Below are 16,572 nucleotides of genomic sequence, written 5' to 3'. Positions count from 1 at the left end.
TCAGCCCAGCAGCTCCACCTCCGCCAGCGTCGCCTCACCGTCGAGCACCAGGCGGTACTTCGCGTAGGCGCCCGGGGCGGCGATGGTGAACGCCCTGGTCTGCCGGTCCCAACGGAACGATTCGCCGGAGCGGTGGTCCAGCGTCTTCCAGGTCGTGCCGTCCGCGGACCCCTGCAGGGTCCAGCCGGCCGGCGCCTTCGTGTGGTCCGCCGCCGAGGTCAGCGTGTACTGCACCGGCCTGGCGCCGTCCGCGGCGGGCAGGTCCACCGCGGTGACCGTCGCGCTCGTCGCCGACGTGTCGTCGAACAGGGCGCCGTCGCCCTTCAGCACGTCCGCGCGCGGGGCCGGCACCTTGTCGTCCTGGGTGATGGAGACCGGGGCCGCCTTCGCGCCCGTGCCCCAGGTCGAGGGCTTGGACCCCATGAAGAACTCGATCTGGCCGCCCTTGGACAGCAGCGAGTGGGGGAGCGAAGTGGACGTCCAGGGGCTGCCGTTGACCTTCACACCCTGCACGTACACGTTCTTCGCGCTGTTGCGCGGCGCCTTGATCACCAGGTCGCGGCCGTTCTCCAGGTGCACGGTCGCCTTCTTGAACAGCGGGGAGCCGATGGCGTACTCGCCGCCGCCCATGACCAGCGGGTAGAAGCCGAGCGAGGAGAACAGGTACCAGGCCGACTGCTCGCCGTTGTCCTCGTCGCCGTGGTAGCCCTGGCCGATCTCGCTGCCCGTGTAGAGCCGGGACAGCGCCTCGCGCACGTGCTCCTGCGCCTTCCACGGTTCGCCCGCCGCGTCGTACATGTAGATGACGTGGTGCGCGACCTGGTTGGAGTGGCCGTACATGCCCATCCGGACGTCCCGGGCCTCGGTCATCTCGTGGATGACGCCGCCGTAGGAGCCGACGAAGTCCGGGGAGGCCGTCTCGGGCGTGGCGAAGTACTCGTCGAGCTTGTCGGCGAGGCCCTGCCGGCCGCCGTACAGGTTGGCCAGGCCCCGGCTGTCCTGCGGGGCGGTGAAGGCGTAGCCCCAGCCGTTGGTCTCCGTGTAGTCGTAGCCCCACACGCGCGGGTCGTACTTCGAGGAGTCCACGCGCCGGCCGCCCTTGGCGTCACGGCCCTGGAAGAAGCCCGCCTTGGCGTCGAAGAGGTTCACGTAGTCCCGGGCGCGGTTGAGGAAGTACCGGGACTCCTCCTTGTAGCGCTTCTCGCCCGTCTTCTTGTAGAGGGCCTCGCCCATCTTGGCGATGCCGTAGTCGTTGACGTATCCCTCCATCGCCCACGACAGGCCCTCGTGGGTGTCGGTGCTGGTGTAGCCGAGGAACGGCGAGGTGCTCATGCCCTTGCGTCCCACGCCCGAGGACGGGGGCACGACGGTGGCGTTCTTGACCGCCGCGTCGTAGGCCGCCTTCGCGTCGAACTTCACGCCCTTGACGTACGCGTCGGCGAACGCGACGTCCGAGGAGGTGCCGGTCATCAGGTCGGCGTAGCCGGGGGAGGACCAGCGGGAGGTCCAGCCACCGTCCTTGTACTGCTGCACGAACCCGTCGACCATCTCGCCCGCCTGCGACGGGGTCAGGAACGAGTAAGCCGGCCAGGTGGTCCGGTACGTGTCCCAGAAGCCGTTGTTGACGTACACCTTGCCGTCGACGATCTTCGCGCCGGTGTGGGTCGGCGAGTCGGGGCCGGGCATGGGGGAGAAGGGCGACGCGTACTGGTCCTTGCCGCCGACCTTCTCGAAGCCCGAGTTCGGGTACAGGTACAGCCGGTACATGCTGGAGTACAGCGTGGTCAGCTGGTCCGGGGTCGCGCCCTCCACCTCGACCTTGCCGAGGATCCTGTCCCAGGCCTGCTGGGCCCGCGTCTTGACGGTCTGGAAGGACGTGCCGTCCGGGATCTCCTGCGCCAGGTTGTCCTTCGCCTGGTCCACGCTGATCAGCGAGGTCGCCAGCCGCAGGGTGACCGTGTGGTCGGAACCCGCGGCGAAACGCAGAAAGCCCTTCACCCCGCTGGAGTCGCCGCCGGTCACCGGCTTGTCGAACCGTCCGTACACGAACAGCCGGGTCGCGCCCGTCGACAGTCCCGACTTCACGTCCGAGTAGCCGGTGACGACGCCGTGCTCCTTGTCCAGGGTCAGGCCCGCCTGCTCGGTCACGTTGTCGAACACCACGCTCGCGTCGTCACCCGGGTAGGTGAAGCGCAGCGCGGCCGCGTGGTCGGTCGGGGTTATCTCCGCCTTCAGCCCGTTCTCGAACCGGACGCCGTAGTAGTACGGCCGGGCGGTCTCGTTCTCGTGCCGGAAGGCCAGCTCGCGCGCCTCGCGGCCGGTGTCCGGGGTGCCGGCGGCGGCCGACGGCATGACCTGGAAGGTCTGCCGGTCGCCCATCCAGGGGCTCGGTTCGTGGCTCGCGCTGAACGCCTGGATCGTCGGCAGGTTGTCGCCGTTGTTCGCATGTGCGTACTCGTAGAGCCAGCTCAGTGAAGACGCGTTGGTGACCGGCGTCCAGAAGTTGAAGCCGTGCGGGACGGCCGTCGCCGGGAAGTTGTTGCCGCGCGAGAAGCTGCCGCTGGAGTTGGTGCCGCGGGTGGTCAGCGCGTAGTCCGACAGGTGCGCCTTCGGCTTCTCGGGCGCCACCGGCTTCAGGGCGACGTCGTCTATCCAGCCGCGGAACTTCGCCGGGCCGTCCGGCGAGTCGTACGCCACCAGTATCCGGTCCACCGTCTTGCCGGCCGCCACCGAGCCGATCCGGGAGGCCACGTTGTTCCACTGGTTGACGTAGAGCGCCTTGGACGCGCCCTGGCCGCGCGGTGTCAGCGCGAAACCGTGCTGGTCGGTGGCGCCCAGGCCGCTGAGGTAGGTGCCGTCCGTGAAGGCCAGGTCGACCGAGACGTTGGTGGCGTCGTAGTCGCGGTCGCCGTCGGCCATGGACGGGAAGACGCGGTAGGACAGCTGCGTGTCGCCGCCGACCCGCACGTTCACGTCGAAGACCTTGTTGTACGAGTACGCCCGCCCGTCCGCCGTGTGCCGTCCGGCGTAGCGCAGGGCACGCTTTCCGGTGAACCCGGCGCCGGCCTTGGCCGTGGGCGAGCCGATCGGCCCCTTGTCGACCAGGGACAGCATGTCGTGGGGCACCGTGGTGTCCCCGCCGCCGGTGGAGAACTGCACGTCGGCGAGCTGCAGGATGCCCGAGGCGCCGTTGTTCGCGGTCACGTCGAGCCGGAAGTGCTGGTACTCGGCGGGCTCGGCCAGATCGTACGACTTGGTCTGGAACCGCTCCTTGAAGCTCTCACCCGAGCGGGTGTCGAGCGTCTTCCAGTCCTTGCCGTCCGCCGAGCCCTGGAGCGTCCAGTCCTTCGGGTCGCGCTCGGCGTAGTCGTTGGCCGAAGTGAGCGCATACGTCACCAGCTTGACCGGCTTGTCCAGGTCGAACTCCACCCAGCCGGTGGGCTTGAAGGCCAGCCACTTGGTGCCCGGCTCGCCGTCGACGAGGTTCTCCTTCACCTCGCCGGCGCCCGCGTTCTCGTCGCTGGCCCGGACCTCGGTGACATGGTCGTCGACGTTGCCCGGGATGCCGGTGCTGTAGCCGCCGTCCACGCCCGAGGCGCGCTTGCCCCCGTCCGCCGCCGTGTCCACCGTGTTCAGCCAGTCCGGCGCCGGATCGCCCGCCTCGAACGAGGATGCGAACTCCCGGTCGGCGGCCGGCGGCTTCGCCGGCAGGGCCACCGCCGCGCCCTGGGTTCCGACGGCCATGACAAAGGCGGCCGTGAGCACGACCGCCGGACCGTTTCTGAGTCGACTTCTGCGCTGCATCTACAGCTTCCCCTCCTGCGCTCACTCCGGACAACGTTGTCAGCTCGATGCGCAGGAACCAGTAGGTGGCCAAGTGGCCGGTGATGTCAAGGGTGTTGAGCGTGGCATTCAGGGTCTTATGTCGCGACTTTTTCCAGCACGGCGCCCACCGGCGCCTCATATTTCCGCGAGGTCTCAAGTCGGAAAAGACCCATCGCGAACCTTGCATTCGATCTTGCTCCGCTGGCGGGAAGTGGACTATACCTGTCGACGTTTCCCGCATGACCCTGCACTACCCGACAGCGGTGCCGGGGAGGATCCGGTTCACCGCCTGAGTCCTGGAGAAGGCGAGGACTTGAGCATGGGATCCACTGCGCACCACGGTGGCGAGGGCGTCGGCCGCCGCGATCTGATCAAGCGTTCCGCGGCGCTCGGACTGGTCGCGGCCCCCGGAATGGGCCTGCTGTCCGCCTGCGCGAGCAGCGGCGGCGACGGACAGGACAAGGCGAAGGCCGGCAAGAAGACCGCGAAGAACCCGCTCGGCGTCAACGACGGCGCGAAGATGGAGTTCGTCCTCTTCGACGGCGGCTTCGGCAAGGAGTACGCCCAGGACGCGGTGAAGATCTACCAGAAGGACTTCCCCAAGGCCACGGTGAAGTTCTCCGCCACCCAGAAGATCCAGTCCACCCTGCAGCCCCGGTTCAACCAGGGCAACCCGCCGGACCTCATCGACAACTCCGGCGCCGAGCAGATGGACATGGGTGTGCTCGTCGGCAAGAACCAGCTCGCGGACCTCACCCCGCTGCTGGACGCGCCGTCCTTCGACGACCCGGGCAAGAAGGTCCGCGACACGCTGCGGCCGGGCATCGTCGAGATGGGCCAGTTCGACGGCGACAAGGTCTGGATCCTGTACTACGCCTACACGGTGTACGGCGTCTGGTACTCGCAGAAGGCCCTGGACTCGCTCGACGAGAAGTACCCGGAGACCTGGGACGAGATGCTCAAGGTCTGCGAGAAGGCCAAGAAGAAGGGCATGGCGGGCTGGACGTACGCGGGCAAGTACCCGTACTACCTCCCGTTCTCGCTGTACCCGATGATCGGCAAGGTCGGCGGCCGCGAGGTGCTGGACGCCATCGACAACCTGGAGCCGAACGCCTGGAAGCACCCGGCCGTCAAGGCCTGCTTCGAGGCCTACTACGAGCTCTACAAGAAGGGCTACGTCCTCAAGGGCACCCCGGGCCTGGACCACATCCAGTCGCAGACGGCGTGGGCCAAGGGCAAGGCGCTGTTCATCCCGAACGGCTCCTGGGTGGAGAACGAGTCGGCCAACGTCATCCCCTCCGACTTCAACCTCGCCGTCTCCGCGCCCACCGGCCTCGACGGCTCCGACAAGATGCCGTTCGGCACCATCTGGGCGTCCGGCGGCGAGCCCTTCGTCGTGCCGGCCAAGGCGGCGAACTCCGAGGGCGGCATGGAGCAGCTGCGCATCATGCTCTCCGAGGCCTCCTCGAAGAACTTCACCGCCAAGGTGAAGTCGCTGACCGCCTTCAACGGCGGCACCGACGGCATCACCCTCACCCCCGGCCTGAAGTCGGGCGTGGCGGCGCTGGACAAGGCCGGAGCCAACGTGGTGAATCCCCGGCTGCAGGACTGGTACGTGCAGCTCCAGAAGGAGAAGATCGGTGTGTCCGGGCTCGGCGAGATGATGGCCGGCCGCCTCACCCCGGCGGAGGCCATCAAGAAGATCCAGGGCTTCGCCGACGAGGCCGCGAAGGACACGTCGATCAAGCACTACAAGCACCAGTAGACCCGAAGTGAGGGTTCGTCACCAGCGGCAGCACCTGACCGGAGATCGGGGTCGGCAGTAATGCAGCACGGCAAGTACCGGTTCATCGTGGGGTTCCTCGCGGCACCCCTCGGGCTCTACGCGCTTTTCGTCGTATGGCCCTTCATCCAGTCCATCTACTATTCGTTCACGGACTGGACCGGACTGAGTCCCGAATTCAAGATGGTCGGCTTCGACAACTACCGGAGGATGTTCGACGACGACATCTTCTGGAAGTCGTTGCAGCACAGTCTGCTCTTCGCGCTGGTCCTGCCGCTGGTGACGATCGGTCTCGCGCTGTTCTTCGCCTTCATGATCAATGTGGGCGGACGGCGCCGGAGGGGCGGTCCGGTGATTTCCGGAGTCCGCGGCTCCGGGTTCTACAAAATCGTCTACTTCTTCCCGCAGGTGCTGTCGATCGCGATCGTCGCGCTGCTGTTCGCCTTCGCCTACAACCCGGACAGCGGCGCCATCAACTCGTTCCTGCGCGGAATCGGCCTCGACGGCGTCCAGCCCCTGTGGCTGGGCGACCCGAACCTCGCCCTGTGGTGCGTGATGGCCGTGCTGGTGTGGTCCACGGTCGGCTTCTTCGTGGTGCTCTTCTCGGCCGGCATGGCGTCGATCCCGTCCGAGATGTACGAGGCGGCCCTGCTCGACGGGGCGAGCCGCTTCACCACGTTCTTCCGCATCACCCTGCCGCTGCTGTGGGACACCGTGCAGTCCGGCTGGGTCTACATGGGCATCCTCGCGCTGGGCGCCGAGTCCTTCGCGGTCGTCCAGATCATGACGACCGGACCGGGCGGCCCGGACTACTCGACCACCGTGATGGTCCTGTACGTGTACCAGAAGGCGTTCCGGGACGGTCAGGCCGCCTACGCCACCACCATCGGCGTCGCCCTCCTCGTGGTCACGCTCGCCTTCGCGGCGGTCGTGATGCGGCTGGGCCGTCGCGAGCGGCTGGAGTACTGAAGCGATGAAGACGACCGAGACCCCCGCACCGCTGCCGGCGGAGTCCGGCGCGACCGTCTCGAAGGTCGACGTGGCGCCGGCGCGGCCGGCCGTGGAGAAGAAGGAGGGCTCCGTCCTCAACGTCTTCTCCCACGGCATGCTGGTCCTGTGGGCGATCATGGTGGTCCTGCCGCTGCTGTGGGCGGTGATGACGTCCTTCAAGGACGACGCCTCCATCTTCGGCTCGCCCTGGTCGCTGCCGGACCGGCTGCACTTCGACAACTGGTCGAGGGCCTGGACCCAGGCCAACATGAGCGACTACTTCCTGAACACGGTCCTGGTGGTCGGCGGCTCGCTCGTCGGCACCCTGGTGCTCGGCTCCATGGCCGCCTACGTCCTGGCCCGCTTCGACTTCCCCGGCAACCGCTTCATCTACTTCCTGTTCATCGGCGGCATGAGCTTCCCGATCATGCTGGCGCTGGTCCCGCTGTTCTACGTGGTGAACAACATGGGCCTGCTGAACACGATCCACGGCCTGATCCTGGTCTACATCGCGTACTCGTTGCCGTTCACGGTCTTCTTCCTGACCGCCTTCTTCCGCACCCTGCCCACGTCGGTGGCGGAAGCGGCGTTCGTCGACGGCGCCTCGCACACGCGCACGTTCTTCCAGATCATGCTGCCGATGGCCAAGCCGGGCCTGATCAGCGTCGGCATCTTCAACTTCCTCGGCCAGTGGAACCAGTACATGCTTCCCACGGTCCTCAACACCGACCCCGACAAGCGCGTCCTCACCCAGGGGCTGGTCCAGCTCGCGGTCAGCCAGGGATACAAGGGCGACTGGTCCGGCCTCTTCGCCGGCCTGGTGATGGCGATGCTGCCGGTCCTGGCGGCGTACATCGTCTTCCAGCGCCAGGTGGTGGCGGGACTGACGGCGGGCGCCCTGAAGTAGCGGCCCGCCCGCGGACGGGCCCGGGCGTCCCCCGCGGGGGCGGCCCGGGCCTGTTCCGCGTTCGTGGCCGCCTCCGGGGCCCCGGCGCCCTCCGTCCGTCCCGGCGCACCGTGCCGTCCCCGGGGCCCCGGCGCCGCGCTCGCCGTACCCGGCGCACGGTCGTCCCAGCGCGCTCGCCGCACGGTTCCGTTCGCACTCGCGATTCGCACGATGATCCCTGGGCCCCGGCGTCACCCCGGGTCACGCGCACGTCACGGGCCGGGTCCCCGCATTCCGCGGCTGAACGGTGCGGGGGAGCCGCCCCCACCCCCGCGCCGCGCTCTCCGGCCCCCTCCCGGAGCACCCGCCGGGGCGCCCTGCCGCCCTGCTCGGGGGTGGCCTGTACATGTCCCCCGGGTGTCCTGGGCGGAACGGTGAAAGCGAGAGCGATTTCCGTCAAGGACTTGACTGATGTAACCCGTACAGCCGAGCTTGGAGTTCACAACTTGTAAGTGGCCCGGTTCCGCAGATGTGACCTGGGCCACGGGCGGCACTGGGGCCGCCCGGCCGATGGCGGGAGTGGATGGGTCGATGGAGACTCCGGGGTCGCAGTCGTCGCTGCACCGAGCCAACCTGGAGCGGGTCGTGCGGGCGGTACGGCTTGCCGGGTCGCTCACGCAGGCGGAGATCGCACGGACGACCGGCCTGTCCGCCGCGACCGTCTCCAACATCGTGCGGGAGCTGAAGGACGGCGGAACCGTCGAGGTCACGCCCACGTCCGCGGGCGGGCGGCGGGCCCGCAGCGTCTCGCTGAGCGGGGACGCCGGCATCGTGATCGGCGTGGACTTCGGGCACACGCACCTGCGCGTCGCCATCGGGAACCTCGCGCACCAGGTGCTCGCCGAGGAGTCCGAGCCGCTGGACGTGGACGCCTCCTCCGCGCAGGGCTTCGACCGGGCCGAGGAGCTGGTCAACCGCCTGATCGCGGCCACCGGCGTGGACCGGACCAAGGTGGCCGGCGTGGGGCTCGGCGTGCCCGGCCCGATCGACGTGGAGTCGGGCACCCTGGGGTCCACCGCGATCCTGCCCGGCTGGACCGGCACCAAGCCCGCCGAGGAGCTGCGCGAGCGGCTCGGCGTGCCCGTGCACGTGGACAACGACGCCAACCTCGGCGCGCTCGGCGAGCTGGTCTGGGGCAGCGGCAAGGGCGTGCGCGACCTGGCGTACATCAAGGTCGCCAGCGGTGTCGGCGCCGGTCTCGTGATCAACGGGAAGATCTATCGCGGCCCGGGCGGCACGGCTGGGGAAATCGGACATATTACACTCGACGAATCCGGCCCGGTCTGCCGATGCGGGAACCGTGGCTGCCTGGAGACGTTCACGGCCGCGCGCTACGTGCTTCCGCTGCTCCAGCCCAGCCACGGCACCGATCTGACCATGGAAGGCGTCGTGCGGCTGGCCAGGGACGGAGACCCGGGCTGTCGTCGGGTGATCGCCGACGTCGGCCGCCACATCGGCAGTGGAGTGGCCAATCTCTGCAATCTGCTGAACCCGAGCCGGGTGGTCCTCGGTGGTGATCTCGCCGAGGCCGGAGAGCTCGTTCTCGGGCCCATCAGGGAGTCCGTCGGCCGCTATGCGATCCCCAGCGCGGCGCGTCAACTGTCCGTTCTTCCCGGGGCACTTGGGGGCCGTGCGGAGGTGCTCGGAGCGCTCGCTCTCGCGCTCAGCGAGATGGGCGATTCGACCCTTCTGGACGGGTCTGTCGCAGGCACGCTCGCGGCGGCCACCCCTGCCTTCACTTAGAGAACGGATGGCACCGTTGCCATCTCGTTAAGGATTTACTTCTTGACGTCGCACGTGTGGCCGAGTTGACTTCCAGCCACCTCGGCCGCAACGACGCGGCCTCGTCAGGGAGGTTTACAGAGTGAACACGCGTATGCGTCGTGCCGCCGTTGCCGTTGCCGCTGGTGCGATGGCCGTCTCGCTGGCCGCCTGTGGCAGTGCCAAGGAGTCCAAGGGAGACGACAGCTCTTCGGCGTCGTCCGCCAAGAAGGGCGACGACATCAAGGTCGGTCTCCTGCTTCCGGAGAACAAGACCGCCCGCTACGAGAAGTTCGACAAGCCCCTGATCACCAAGAAGATCCAGGAGCTGACGAACAACAAGGCGGAGATCCAGTACAACAACGCCCGCCAGGACGCGAACCTGCAGGCCCAGCAGGTCGACACCATGATCACCAACAAGGTGGACGTGCTGATCCTGGACGCGGTGGACGCCAAGGCGATCCAGAACTCGGTCCAGAAGGCCAAGGACGCCGGCATCAAGGTCGTGGCGTACGACCGTCTCGCCGAGGGCCCGATCAGCGCCTACACCTCGTTCGACAACGAGGAGGTCGGCAAGACCCAGGGCGAGGCCCTGCTGAAGGCGCTGGGCGGCAAGGCCACCAAGTCCTCCAAGATCGTCATGGTCAACGGCTCGGTCACCGACCCGAACGCCGCCCAGTTCAAGAAGGGCGCGCACTCCGTCCTCGACGGCAAGGTCACCATCGCCAAGGAGTACGACACCAAGGAGTGGTCGCCGGACAACGCCAACTCCGAGATGGAGGCGGCGATCTCCTCGGTCGGCAAGGGCAAGATCGCGGGTGTCTACTCCGCCAACGACGGCATGGCCGGCGGTATCATCACCGCTCTGAAGGCCGCGGGCATCTCCGTGCCGGTCACCGGCCAGGACGCCGAGCTGGCCGGTGTGCAGCGCATCGTCTCCGGTGAGCAGTACATGAGCGTCTACAAGCCGTACGCCCCCGAGGCCGAGGCCGCCGCCGAGATGGCCGTCGCCCTCGCCAAGGGCGAGAGCCTGGACTCCGTCGCCAAGGACAAGGTCTCCTCCGGCTCCGCCAAGGACGTCCCCTCGGTGCTCGTCCCGGTCACCGCGCTGACCAAGGACAACATCAACGACACCGTCATCAAGGACGGCGTCTACACCGTCGCCGACATCTGCACGGGCAAGTACAAGTCCGCCTGCGACAAGCTCGGCCTGAAGTAAGCAGCACCACATCCCGTCCCCGGTACCGGCGTTCGGTCCAGAACGCCGGTACCGGGCCGGACCGGGTGCTCCCAGGCTCCTCCGGTGCCCCGCGTATTCACGCAGCCCCGCAAGCTCGGCGCGGGGCGCCGGACGGAACTTACCCCCCAAACCTTTCTGCACAACCTCCCGCCGGGTCAGGCGGCGAAGGAGATGGTTCACGTGTCCGCTACGCCCGTGCTGGCGTTGCGCGGGGTCTCCAAGCGGTTCGGTGCCGTTCAGGCGCTCACCGACGTAGAGCTTGAGGTCCACGCCGGTGAGGTGGTCGCCCTGGTGGGCGACAACGGCGCCGGAAAGTCCACGCTGGTCAAGACGATCGCCGGCGTGCACCCCATCGACGAGGGCGCCATCGAGTGGGACGGCAAGCCCGTGTCGATCAGCCGCCCGCACGACGCCCAGGCCCTGGGCATCGCGACGGTCTACCAGGACCTCGCGCTGTGCGACAACATCGACGTCGTCGGCAACCTCTTCCTCGGCCGCGAGCTGAAGAAGTTCGGCGTCCTGGACGAGGTCGAGATGGAGCGCCGCGCCCGCGAGCTGCTCACCACGCTGTCGATCCGCATCCCCAGCGTCCGTATCCCGATCGCCTCGCTCTCCGGCGGTCAGCGCCAGACCGTGGCCATCGCCCGTTCGATGCTCGGTGACCCCAAGCTGGTCATCCTCGACGAGCCCACCGCCGCCCTCGGCGTCGAGCAGACCGCCCAGGTCCTCGACCTCGTGGAGCGCCTGCGCGAGCGCGGTCACGCCGTCATCCTCATCAGCCACAACATGGCGGACGTGAAGGCGGTGGCGGACAAGGTCGCCGTCCTGCGCCTCGGCCGCAACAACGGCGTCTTCGAGGTCAAGACGACCTCGCAGGAGGAGATCATCTCCGCCATCACCGGCGCCACCGACAACGCCGTGACCCGCCGTGCGGCGCGCACGAACGGGGAGGTTTCCAAGTGAGCGTCGACAAGACCTCCGCGAACGTCGACAAGACGCCCGAGTCCGGCAAGGACGCGCCCGTCGTGAACCCCGAGGCCGCCTCCGCCGCCGTCACCGCGGTCGACCCCCGGCTGCTGGTGCGCGAGCAGGGCCTGCTCGGCTACTGGACCGAGTTCAAGCGGAAGATGAAGGCCGGTGAGCTGGGCTCCCTCCCGGTGATCCTGGGCCTCGCGGTCATCTGCATCATCTTCCAGGTCCTGAACTCCGAGTTCCTCTCCGCGCAGAACATCAGCAACATCACGGTCACGATGGTCGGCACGGGCATGATCTCCGTCGGCATCGTCTTCGTGCTGCTGCTCGGCGAGATCGACCTGTCGGTCGGCTCGGTCAGCGGCGCGGCCAGCGCCCTCGCGGCCGTCCTCACGGTCAACCAGGGCTGGCCCGAGTGGGTGGCCGTCCTGGTCGCCATCGCCGCCGGCGCCGCCATCGGCGCGCTGCACGGCTTCTTCTTCGCGGTGCTCGGCGCCCCCGCCTTCGCCGTCACCCTGGCCGGTCTGCTGTTCTGGCTGGGCTTCATGCTGAAGGTGCTGGGCGAGGACGGCACGATCAACCTCGACAGCGACGGCCTGATCGGCAAGCTGACCACGTACACCTTCACCGACCTGGCCGCCGCCTACGGCCTGGCCCTCGTCGTGGTCGTGCTGTTCTTCGTCAGCTCCTTCCTCGGCAACCGGCGCCGCGAGGCCGCGGGCGTCCCGTCCCGGCCGCTCAGCGACACGGTCCTGCGCACCGTCCTGCTGGCCGTGGTCTCCTTCGCCGCGGCGTACATGTACAACCAGTACAAGGGCCTGCCGCTGGCCACGGTGATCTTCCTCGCCTTCCTGGTCGGCACCGACTTCCTGCTGCGCCGCACCTCCTACGGCCGCAAGATCTTCGCGCTCGGCGGCAGCGTCGAGGCCTCCCGGCGTGCGGGCATCAACGTCACCGCGGTGCGGATCTCCGTGTTCGGCATCTCCGGCGGCTTCGCCGCCATCGGCGGTCTGTTCCTGGCCTCCAAGATCGCCTCCGCCAACCAGAGCGCCGGCACCGGCGACCTGCTGATGAACGCGATCGCCGCGGCCGTCATCGGCGGCACCTCGCTCTTCGGTGGCCGCGGCCGCACCTGGAACGCCCTGCTGGGCGTGCTGGTGATCGTGTCCATCCAGTACGGTCTCCAGCTGGAGTCCATCGCCGAGCCGGTGAAGTACATGATCACCGCGGCGGTGCTGCTGACCACCGTGGTCATCGACTCCGTCACGCGCAAGACGCAGAAGACCGCGGGTCGCGCGTAGCGTCCCGGGTCGAACCAGTGCCCGGCACCGGAAGGTGCCGGGCACTGTCGTGTCCCGCAAACCCGGAACATTAGACTCGACAAGCCCGGCAACAGCTCGATCAGCTCTACTGCAAGGAGGCACGGGTGCCGCTGCTGACCCGCATCAGGGGACCGCGCGATCTGGACCGGCTCAGCCCGGAGGAGCTGGACCAGCTGGCAGAGGAGATCCGGACCTTCCTCGTCGACGCCGTTTCCAAGACCGGCGGCCACCTGGGCCCCAACCTGGGCGTGGTCGAGCTCACCATCGCCCTGCACCGCGTCTTCCACTCCCCGAAGGACAAGGTCCTGTGGGACACCGGACACCAGTCCTACGTCCACAAGCTGCTCACCGGCCGACAGGACTTCTCCCGGCTGAAGATGAAGGGCGGCCTGTCCGGCTACCCCTCGCAGGCCGAGTCCGAGCACGACGTCATCGAGAACAGCCACGCCTCCACGGTGCTCGGCTGGGCGGACGGCATCGCCAAGGCCAACCAGCTCAGGAAGCGGGACAGCCACGTCGTCGCCGTCATCGGTGACGGGGCGCTGACCGGCGGCATGGCCTGGGAGGCGCTGAACAACATCGCCGAGGCCAAGGACCGCCCGCTGGTCATCGTCGTCAACGACAACGAGCGCTCCTACGCCCCGACCATCGGCGGCCTCGCCAACCACCTGGCGACCCTGCGCACGACCGACGGCTACGAGCGCTTCCTGACCCGGACCAAAGAGATCCTCGACCGCACCCCGGTCGTGGGCAAGCCGCTGTACGAGACCCTGCACGGCGCCAAGAAGGGGCTGAAGGACTTCATCGCCCCGCAGGGCATGTTCGAGGACCTGGGCCTGAAGTACGTCGGCCCGATCGACGGCCACGACATCGAGGCCCTGGAGTCGGCTCTGGCCCGGGCCAAGCGGTTCGGCGGCCCCGTCATCGTGCACTGCCTGACCGAGAAGGGCCGCGGCTACCAGCCCGCGCTGCAGGACGAGGCCGACCGCTTCCACGCCGTGGGCAAGATCCACCCCGACACCGGCCTGCCGATCGCCAGCTCCGGCGCCGACTGGACCTCCGTCTTCGGCGACGAGATGGTCAAGCTGGGCGAGGAGCGCGAGGACGTCGTCGCCATCACCGCGGCCATGCTCCAGCCGGTCGGCCTCGACCGGTTCGCCAAGCGCTTCCCCGAGCGGGTCTACGACGTCGGCATCGCCGAGCAGCACGGAGCCGTGTCGGCGGCGGGCCTGGCGCACGCCGGCGTCCACCCGGTCTTCGCCGTCTACGCCACCTTCCTCAACCGCGCCTTCGACCAGGTCCTGATGGACGTGGCCCTGCACAAGTGCGGGGTGACCTTCGTCCTGGACCGGGCCGGCGTCACCGGCACCGACGGCGCCTCCCACAACGGCATGTGGGACATGTCGATCCTGCAGGTCGTGCCGGGCCTGCGGCTGGCCGCCCCGCGCGACGCCGACCAGGTGCGCGCCCAGCTCCGCGAGGCCGTGGCCGTCGAGGACGCGCCGACCGTGGTCCGCTTCTCCAAGGGCGCCGTCGGCCCCGCCGTACCCGCCGTGGGCCGGGTCGGAGGCATGGACGTGCTGCGCGAGCCCGGCACCGACCGCCCGGACGTGCTGCTGGTCTCGGTGGGCGCCCTCGCGCCGATGTGCCTGGAGATCGCCGGCCTGCTCGAGCGGCAGGGCATCTCCACCACCGTGGTCGACCCGCGCTGGGTCAAGCCCGTCGACGAGGCCATGGCCCCGCTCGCCGAGCGGCACCGGGTCGTCGTCACCGTCGAGGACAACAGCCGCGTCGGCGGCGTCGGCTCCGCGATCGCCCAGGCCCTGCGCGACGCCGGCGTGGACGTGCCGCTGCGCGACTTCGGCATCCCGCCGCGCTTCCTCGACCACGCCTCCCGCGCCGAGGTCATGGCCGAGATCGGGCTGACCGCACCCGACATCGCCCGCCAGGTCACCGGTCTGGTCTCCAGACTGGACGGCCGGTTCGACCGTACGGCGGCAGAGGTCGACTCCGTCGAGCCCGCGCGCGACTAGGGGCAAGCGCCCCCACGGGCCGGTTCCGCCACTCCCCCCGGTGGCGGAACCGGCCCTTCTGCGTGAACCTGCCTGTGCCGGGCATACGCACACCCGGCCCTCTCGATCATGTCGAGGACGACAAGCGTGGGAGGTAGGCACGTGAGCAGCGCGCTCTTCAGGACGAAGAACGTCGAACAGTCCATCCGGGACACCGAGGAACCCGAGCACTCCCTCAAGAAGTCCCTCTCCGCCCTCGACCTGACCGTCTTCGGCGTGGGTGTCATCATCGGCACCGGTATCTTCGTCCTCACCGGACAGGTGGCCAAGAACAACGCCGGCCCGGCGGTGTCCCTGGCCTTCGTCGCGGCCGGCGTCGTCTGCGCGCTCGCCGCGCTCTGCTACGCCGAGTTCGCCTCCACGGTCCCCGTGGCCGGCTCCGCGTACACGTTCTCGTACGCCTCCCTCGGCGAACTGCCCGCCTGGATCATCGGCTGGGACCTCGTCCTGGAGTTCGCCCTCGGAACGGCGGTGGTGGCCGTCGGCTGGTCGGGCTACATCCGCTCGCTGCTCGACAACGCGGGCTGGCACCTGCCGGACTACCTGGCCGGCCGGGACGGGGCCACCGGGTTCGGCTTCGACATCCTCGCCGCCGCGCTCGTCCTGGTGCTCACCGGCATCCTCGTGCTCGGCATGAAGCTGTCCGCCCGGATCACCTCGATCGTGGTCGCCATCAAGGTGGCCGTCGTCCTCATCGTGATCATCGCCGGCGCCTTCTTCGTCCACGGCCAGAACTACAAGCCGTTCATCCCGCCCGCCGAGCCGGTGCCCGCGGGCGGCAGTCTCAAGGCCCCGCTCATCCAGCTCATGATCGGCTGGGCGCCCGCCAACTTCGGCGTCATGGGCATCTTCACCGCCGCCTCGGTGGTGTTCTTCGCGTTCATCGGCTTCGACATCGTCGCCACGGCCGCCGAGGAGACCCGCAATCCGCAGCGGGACATGCCGCGCGGCATCCTCGGCTCGCTGATCATCTGCACCGTGCTCTACGTGGCGGTGTCCGTCGTCGTCACCGGCATGGAGAAGTACACCCGCCTGTCGGTCGAGGCCCCGCTCGCCGACGCCTTCAAGGCCGTCGGGCACCCCTGGTACGCGGGCGTCATCAGCTTCGGCGCCGCCGTCGGCCTGACGACCGTGTGCATGATCCTGCTGCTCGGCCAGACCCGGGTGTTCTTCGCGATGAGCCGTGACGGCCTCCTGCCGCGCTTCTTCTCCCGCGTCCACCCGCGCTTCAAGACCCCGCACCGGCCGACCATCCTGCTCGGCGTGATCATCGCGATCGTGGCCGGGTTCACCAGCCTGAGCGAGCTGGCGGAACTGGTGAACATCGGCACGCTGTTCGCGTTCGTCGTCGTCGCGATCAGCGTCATCATCCTGCGCAAGACACGCCCGGACCTGCCCCGCGCGTTCCGCACCCCCTGGGTCCCGGTGGTCCCGATCGTGTCCGTGTGCGCCACGCTGTGGCTGATGCTCAACCTGCCCGCCGAGACCTGGCTCCGCTTCGCGATCTGGATGGTCGTCGGCATCGCGGTCTACCTCCTCTACGGCCGCAAGCACAGCATCCTCGCCCTGCGGGAGAACGCCCCGGCGGGCGAGGTGCCCGGGGCTCCGCCCGGAAAGAAGCAGTAAGCACCCGGTAGTTCCCCTCGGCCCCGTATGTTCCG

At 68.7% G+C, this 16,572-nt stretch carries 10 protein-coding genes; 9 read left to right on the top strand and 1 reads right to left on the bottom strand.

Annotation, left to right across the window (positions count from 1 at the left end; genetic code table 11):
* On the bottom strand, nt 1-3,744 hold the full coding sequence (locus ACFYU0_RS19425) for a GH92 family glycosyl hydrolase (RefSeq protein ID WP_389302667.1): 3,744 nt from the start codon (nt 3,742-3,744) through the stop codon (nt 1-3).
* Nucleotides 3,745-4,144: 400 nt separating this feature from the next.
* On the opposite strand from ACFYU0_RS19425, the gene ngcE reads away from it, so the two are divergent.
* The 9 genes from ngcE (at nt 4,145) to ACFYU0_RS19380 (ending at nt 16,537) form a co-directional block, all read left to right on the top strand.
* The gene (gene ngcE, locus ACFYU0_RS19420) at nt 4,145-5,590 is read left to right on the top strand and encodes an N-acetylglucosamine/diacetylchitobiose ABC transporter substrate-binding protein (RefSeq protein WP_389302664.1); all 1,446 of its coding nucleotides are present in this window, start codon (nt 4,145-4,147) and stop codon (nt 5,588-5,590) included.
* Between the two features lie 60 nt (nt 5,591-5,650).
* Nucleotides 5,651-6,577 carry a sugar ABC transporter permease gene (locus ACFYU0_RS19415; RefSeq protein WP_351666750.1) on the top strand — a complete coding sequence of 309 codons (927 nt, stop codon included), beginning with the start codon at nt 5,651-5,653 and terminating at the stop codon, nt 6,575-6,577.
* Nucleotides 6,578-6,581: 4 nt separating this feature from the next.
* Nucleotides 6,582-7,505: a carbohydrate ABC transporter permease gene (locus tag ACFYU0_RS19410; RefSeq protein WP_351666752.1), complete on the top strand. Its 924-nt coding sequence runs from the start codon at nt 6,582-6,584 to the stop codon at nt 7,503-7,505.
* Nucleotides 7,506-8,075: 570 nt separating this feature from the next.
* Entirely contained in the window at nt 8,076-9,287 is a 1,212-nt protein-coding gene (locus ACFYU0_RS19405) for an ROK family transcriptional regulator (protein WP_351666754.1), read from the top strand.
* 133 nt (nt 9,288-9,420) lie between these two features.
* Complete coding sequence (locus ACFYU0_RS19400) at nt 9,421-10,524, top strand: substrate-binding domain-containing protein (protein ID WP_351666847.1); 1,104 nt, start codon at nt 9,421-9,423, stop codon at nt 10,522-10,524.
* A gap of 192 nt (nt 10,525-10,716) precedes the next feature.
* Nucleotides 10,717-11,508 carry an ATP-binding cassette domain-containing protein gene (locus ACFYU0_RS19395; protein ID WP_174266236.1) on the top strand — a complete coding sequence of 264 codons (792 nt, stop codon included), beginning with the start codon at nt 10,717-10,719 and terminating at the stop codon, nt 11,506-11,508.
* Nucleotides 11,505-12,818: a sugar ABC transporter permease gene (locus ACFYU0_RS19390; RefSeq protein WP_351666756.1), complete on the top strand. Its 1,314-nt coding sequence runs from the start codon at nt 11,505-11,507 to the stop codon at nt 12,816-12,818. The genes ACFYU0_RS19395 and ACFYU0_RS19390 overlap by 4 nt, the downstream gene beginning before the upstream one ends.
* A 125-nt stretch (nt 12,819-12,943) precedes the next feature.
* Entirely contained in the window at nt 12,944-14,872 is a 1,929-nt protein-coding gene (gene dxs / locus ACFYU0_RS19385; RefSeq protein WP_351666758.1) for a 1-deoxy-D-xylulose-5-phosphate synthase, read from the top strand.
* Nucleotides 14,873-15,013: 141 nt separating this feature from the next.
* Nucleotides 15,014-16,537 carry an amino acid permease gene (locus ACFYU0_RS19380; RefSeq protein WP_389302659.1) on the top strand — a complete coding sequence of 508 codons (1,524 nt, stop codon included), beginning with the start codon at nt 15,014-15,016 and terminating at the stop codon, nt 16,535-16,537.
* The last annotated feature ends 35 nt before the right edge of the window (nt 16,538-16,572 follow it).

It is taken from the genome of Streptomyces sp. NPDC003720 (assembly GCF_042875075.1).
In the GTDB taxonomy this organism is placed as follows: Bacteria; Actinomycetota; Actinomycetes; order Streptomycetales; family Streptomycetaceae; genus Streptomyces.
The sequence above is the reverse complement of the archived record's forward strand: the minus strand, read 5'-3'. Positions and strand labels throughout refer to the sequence as shown.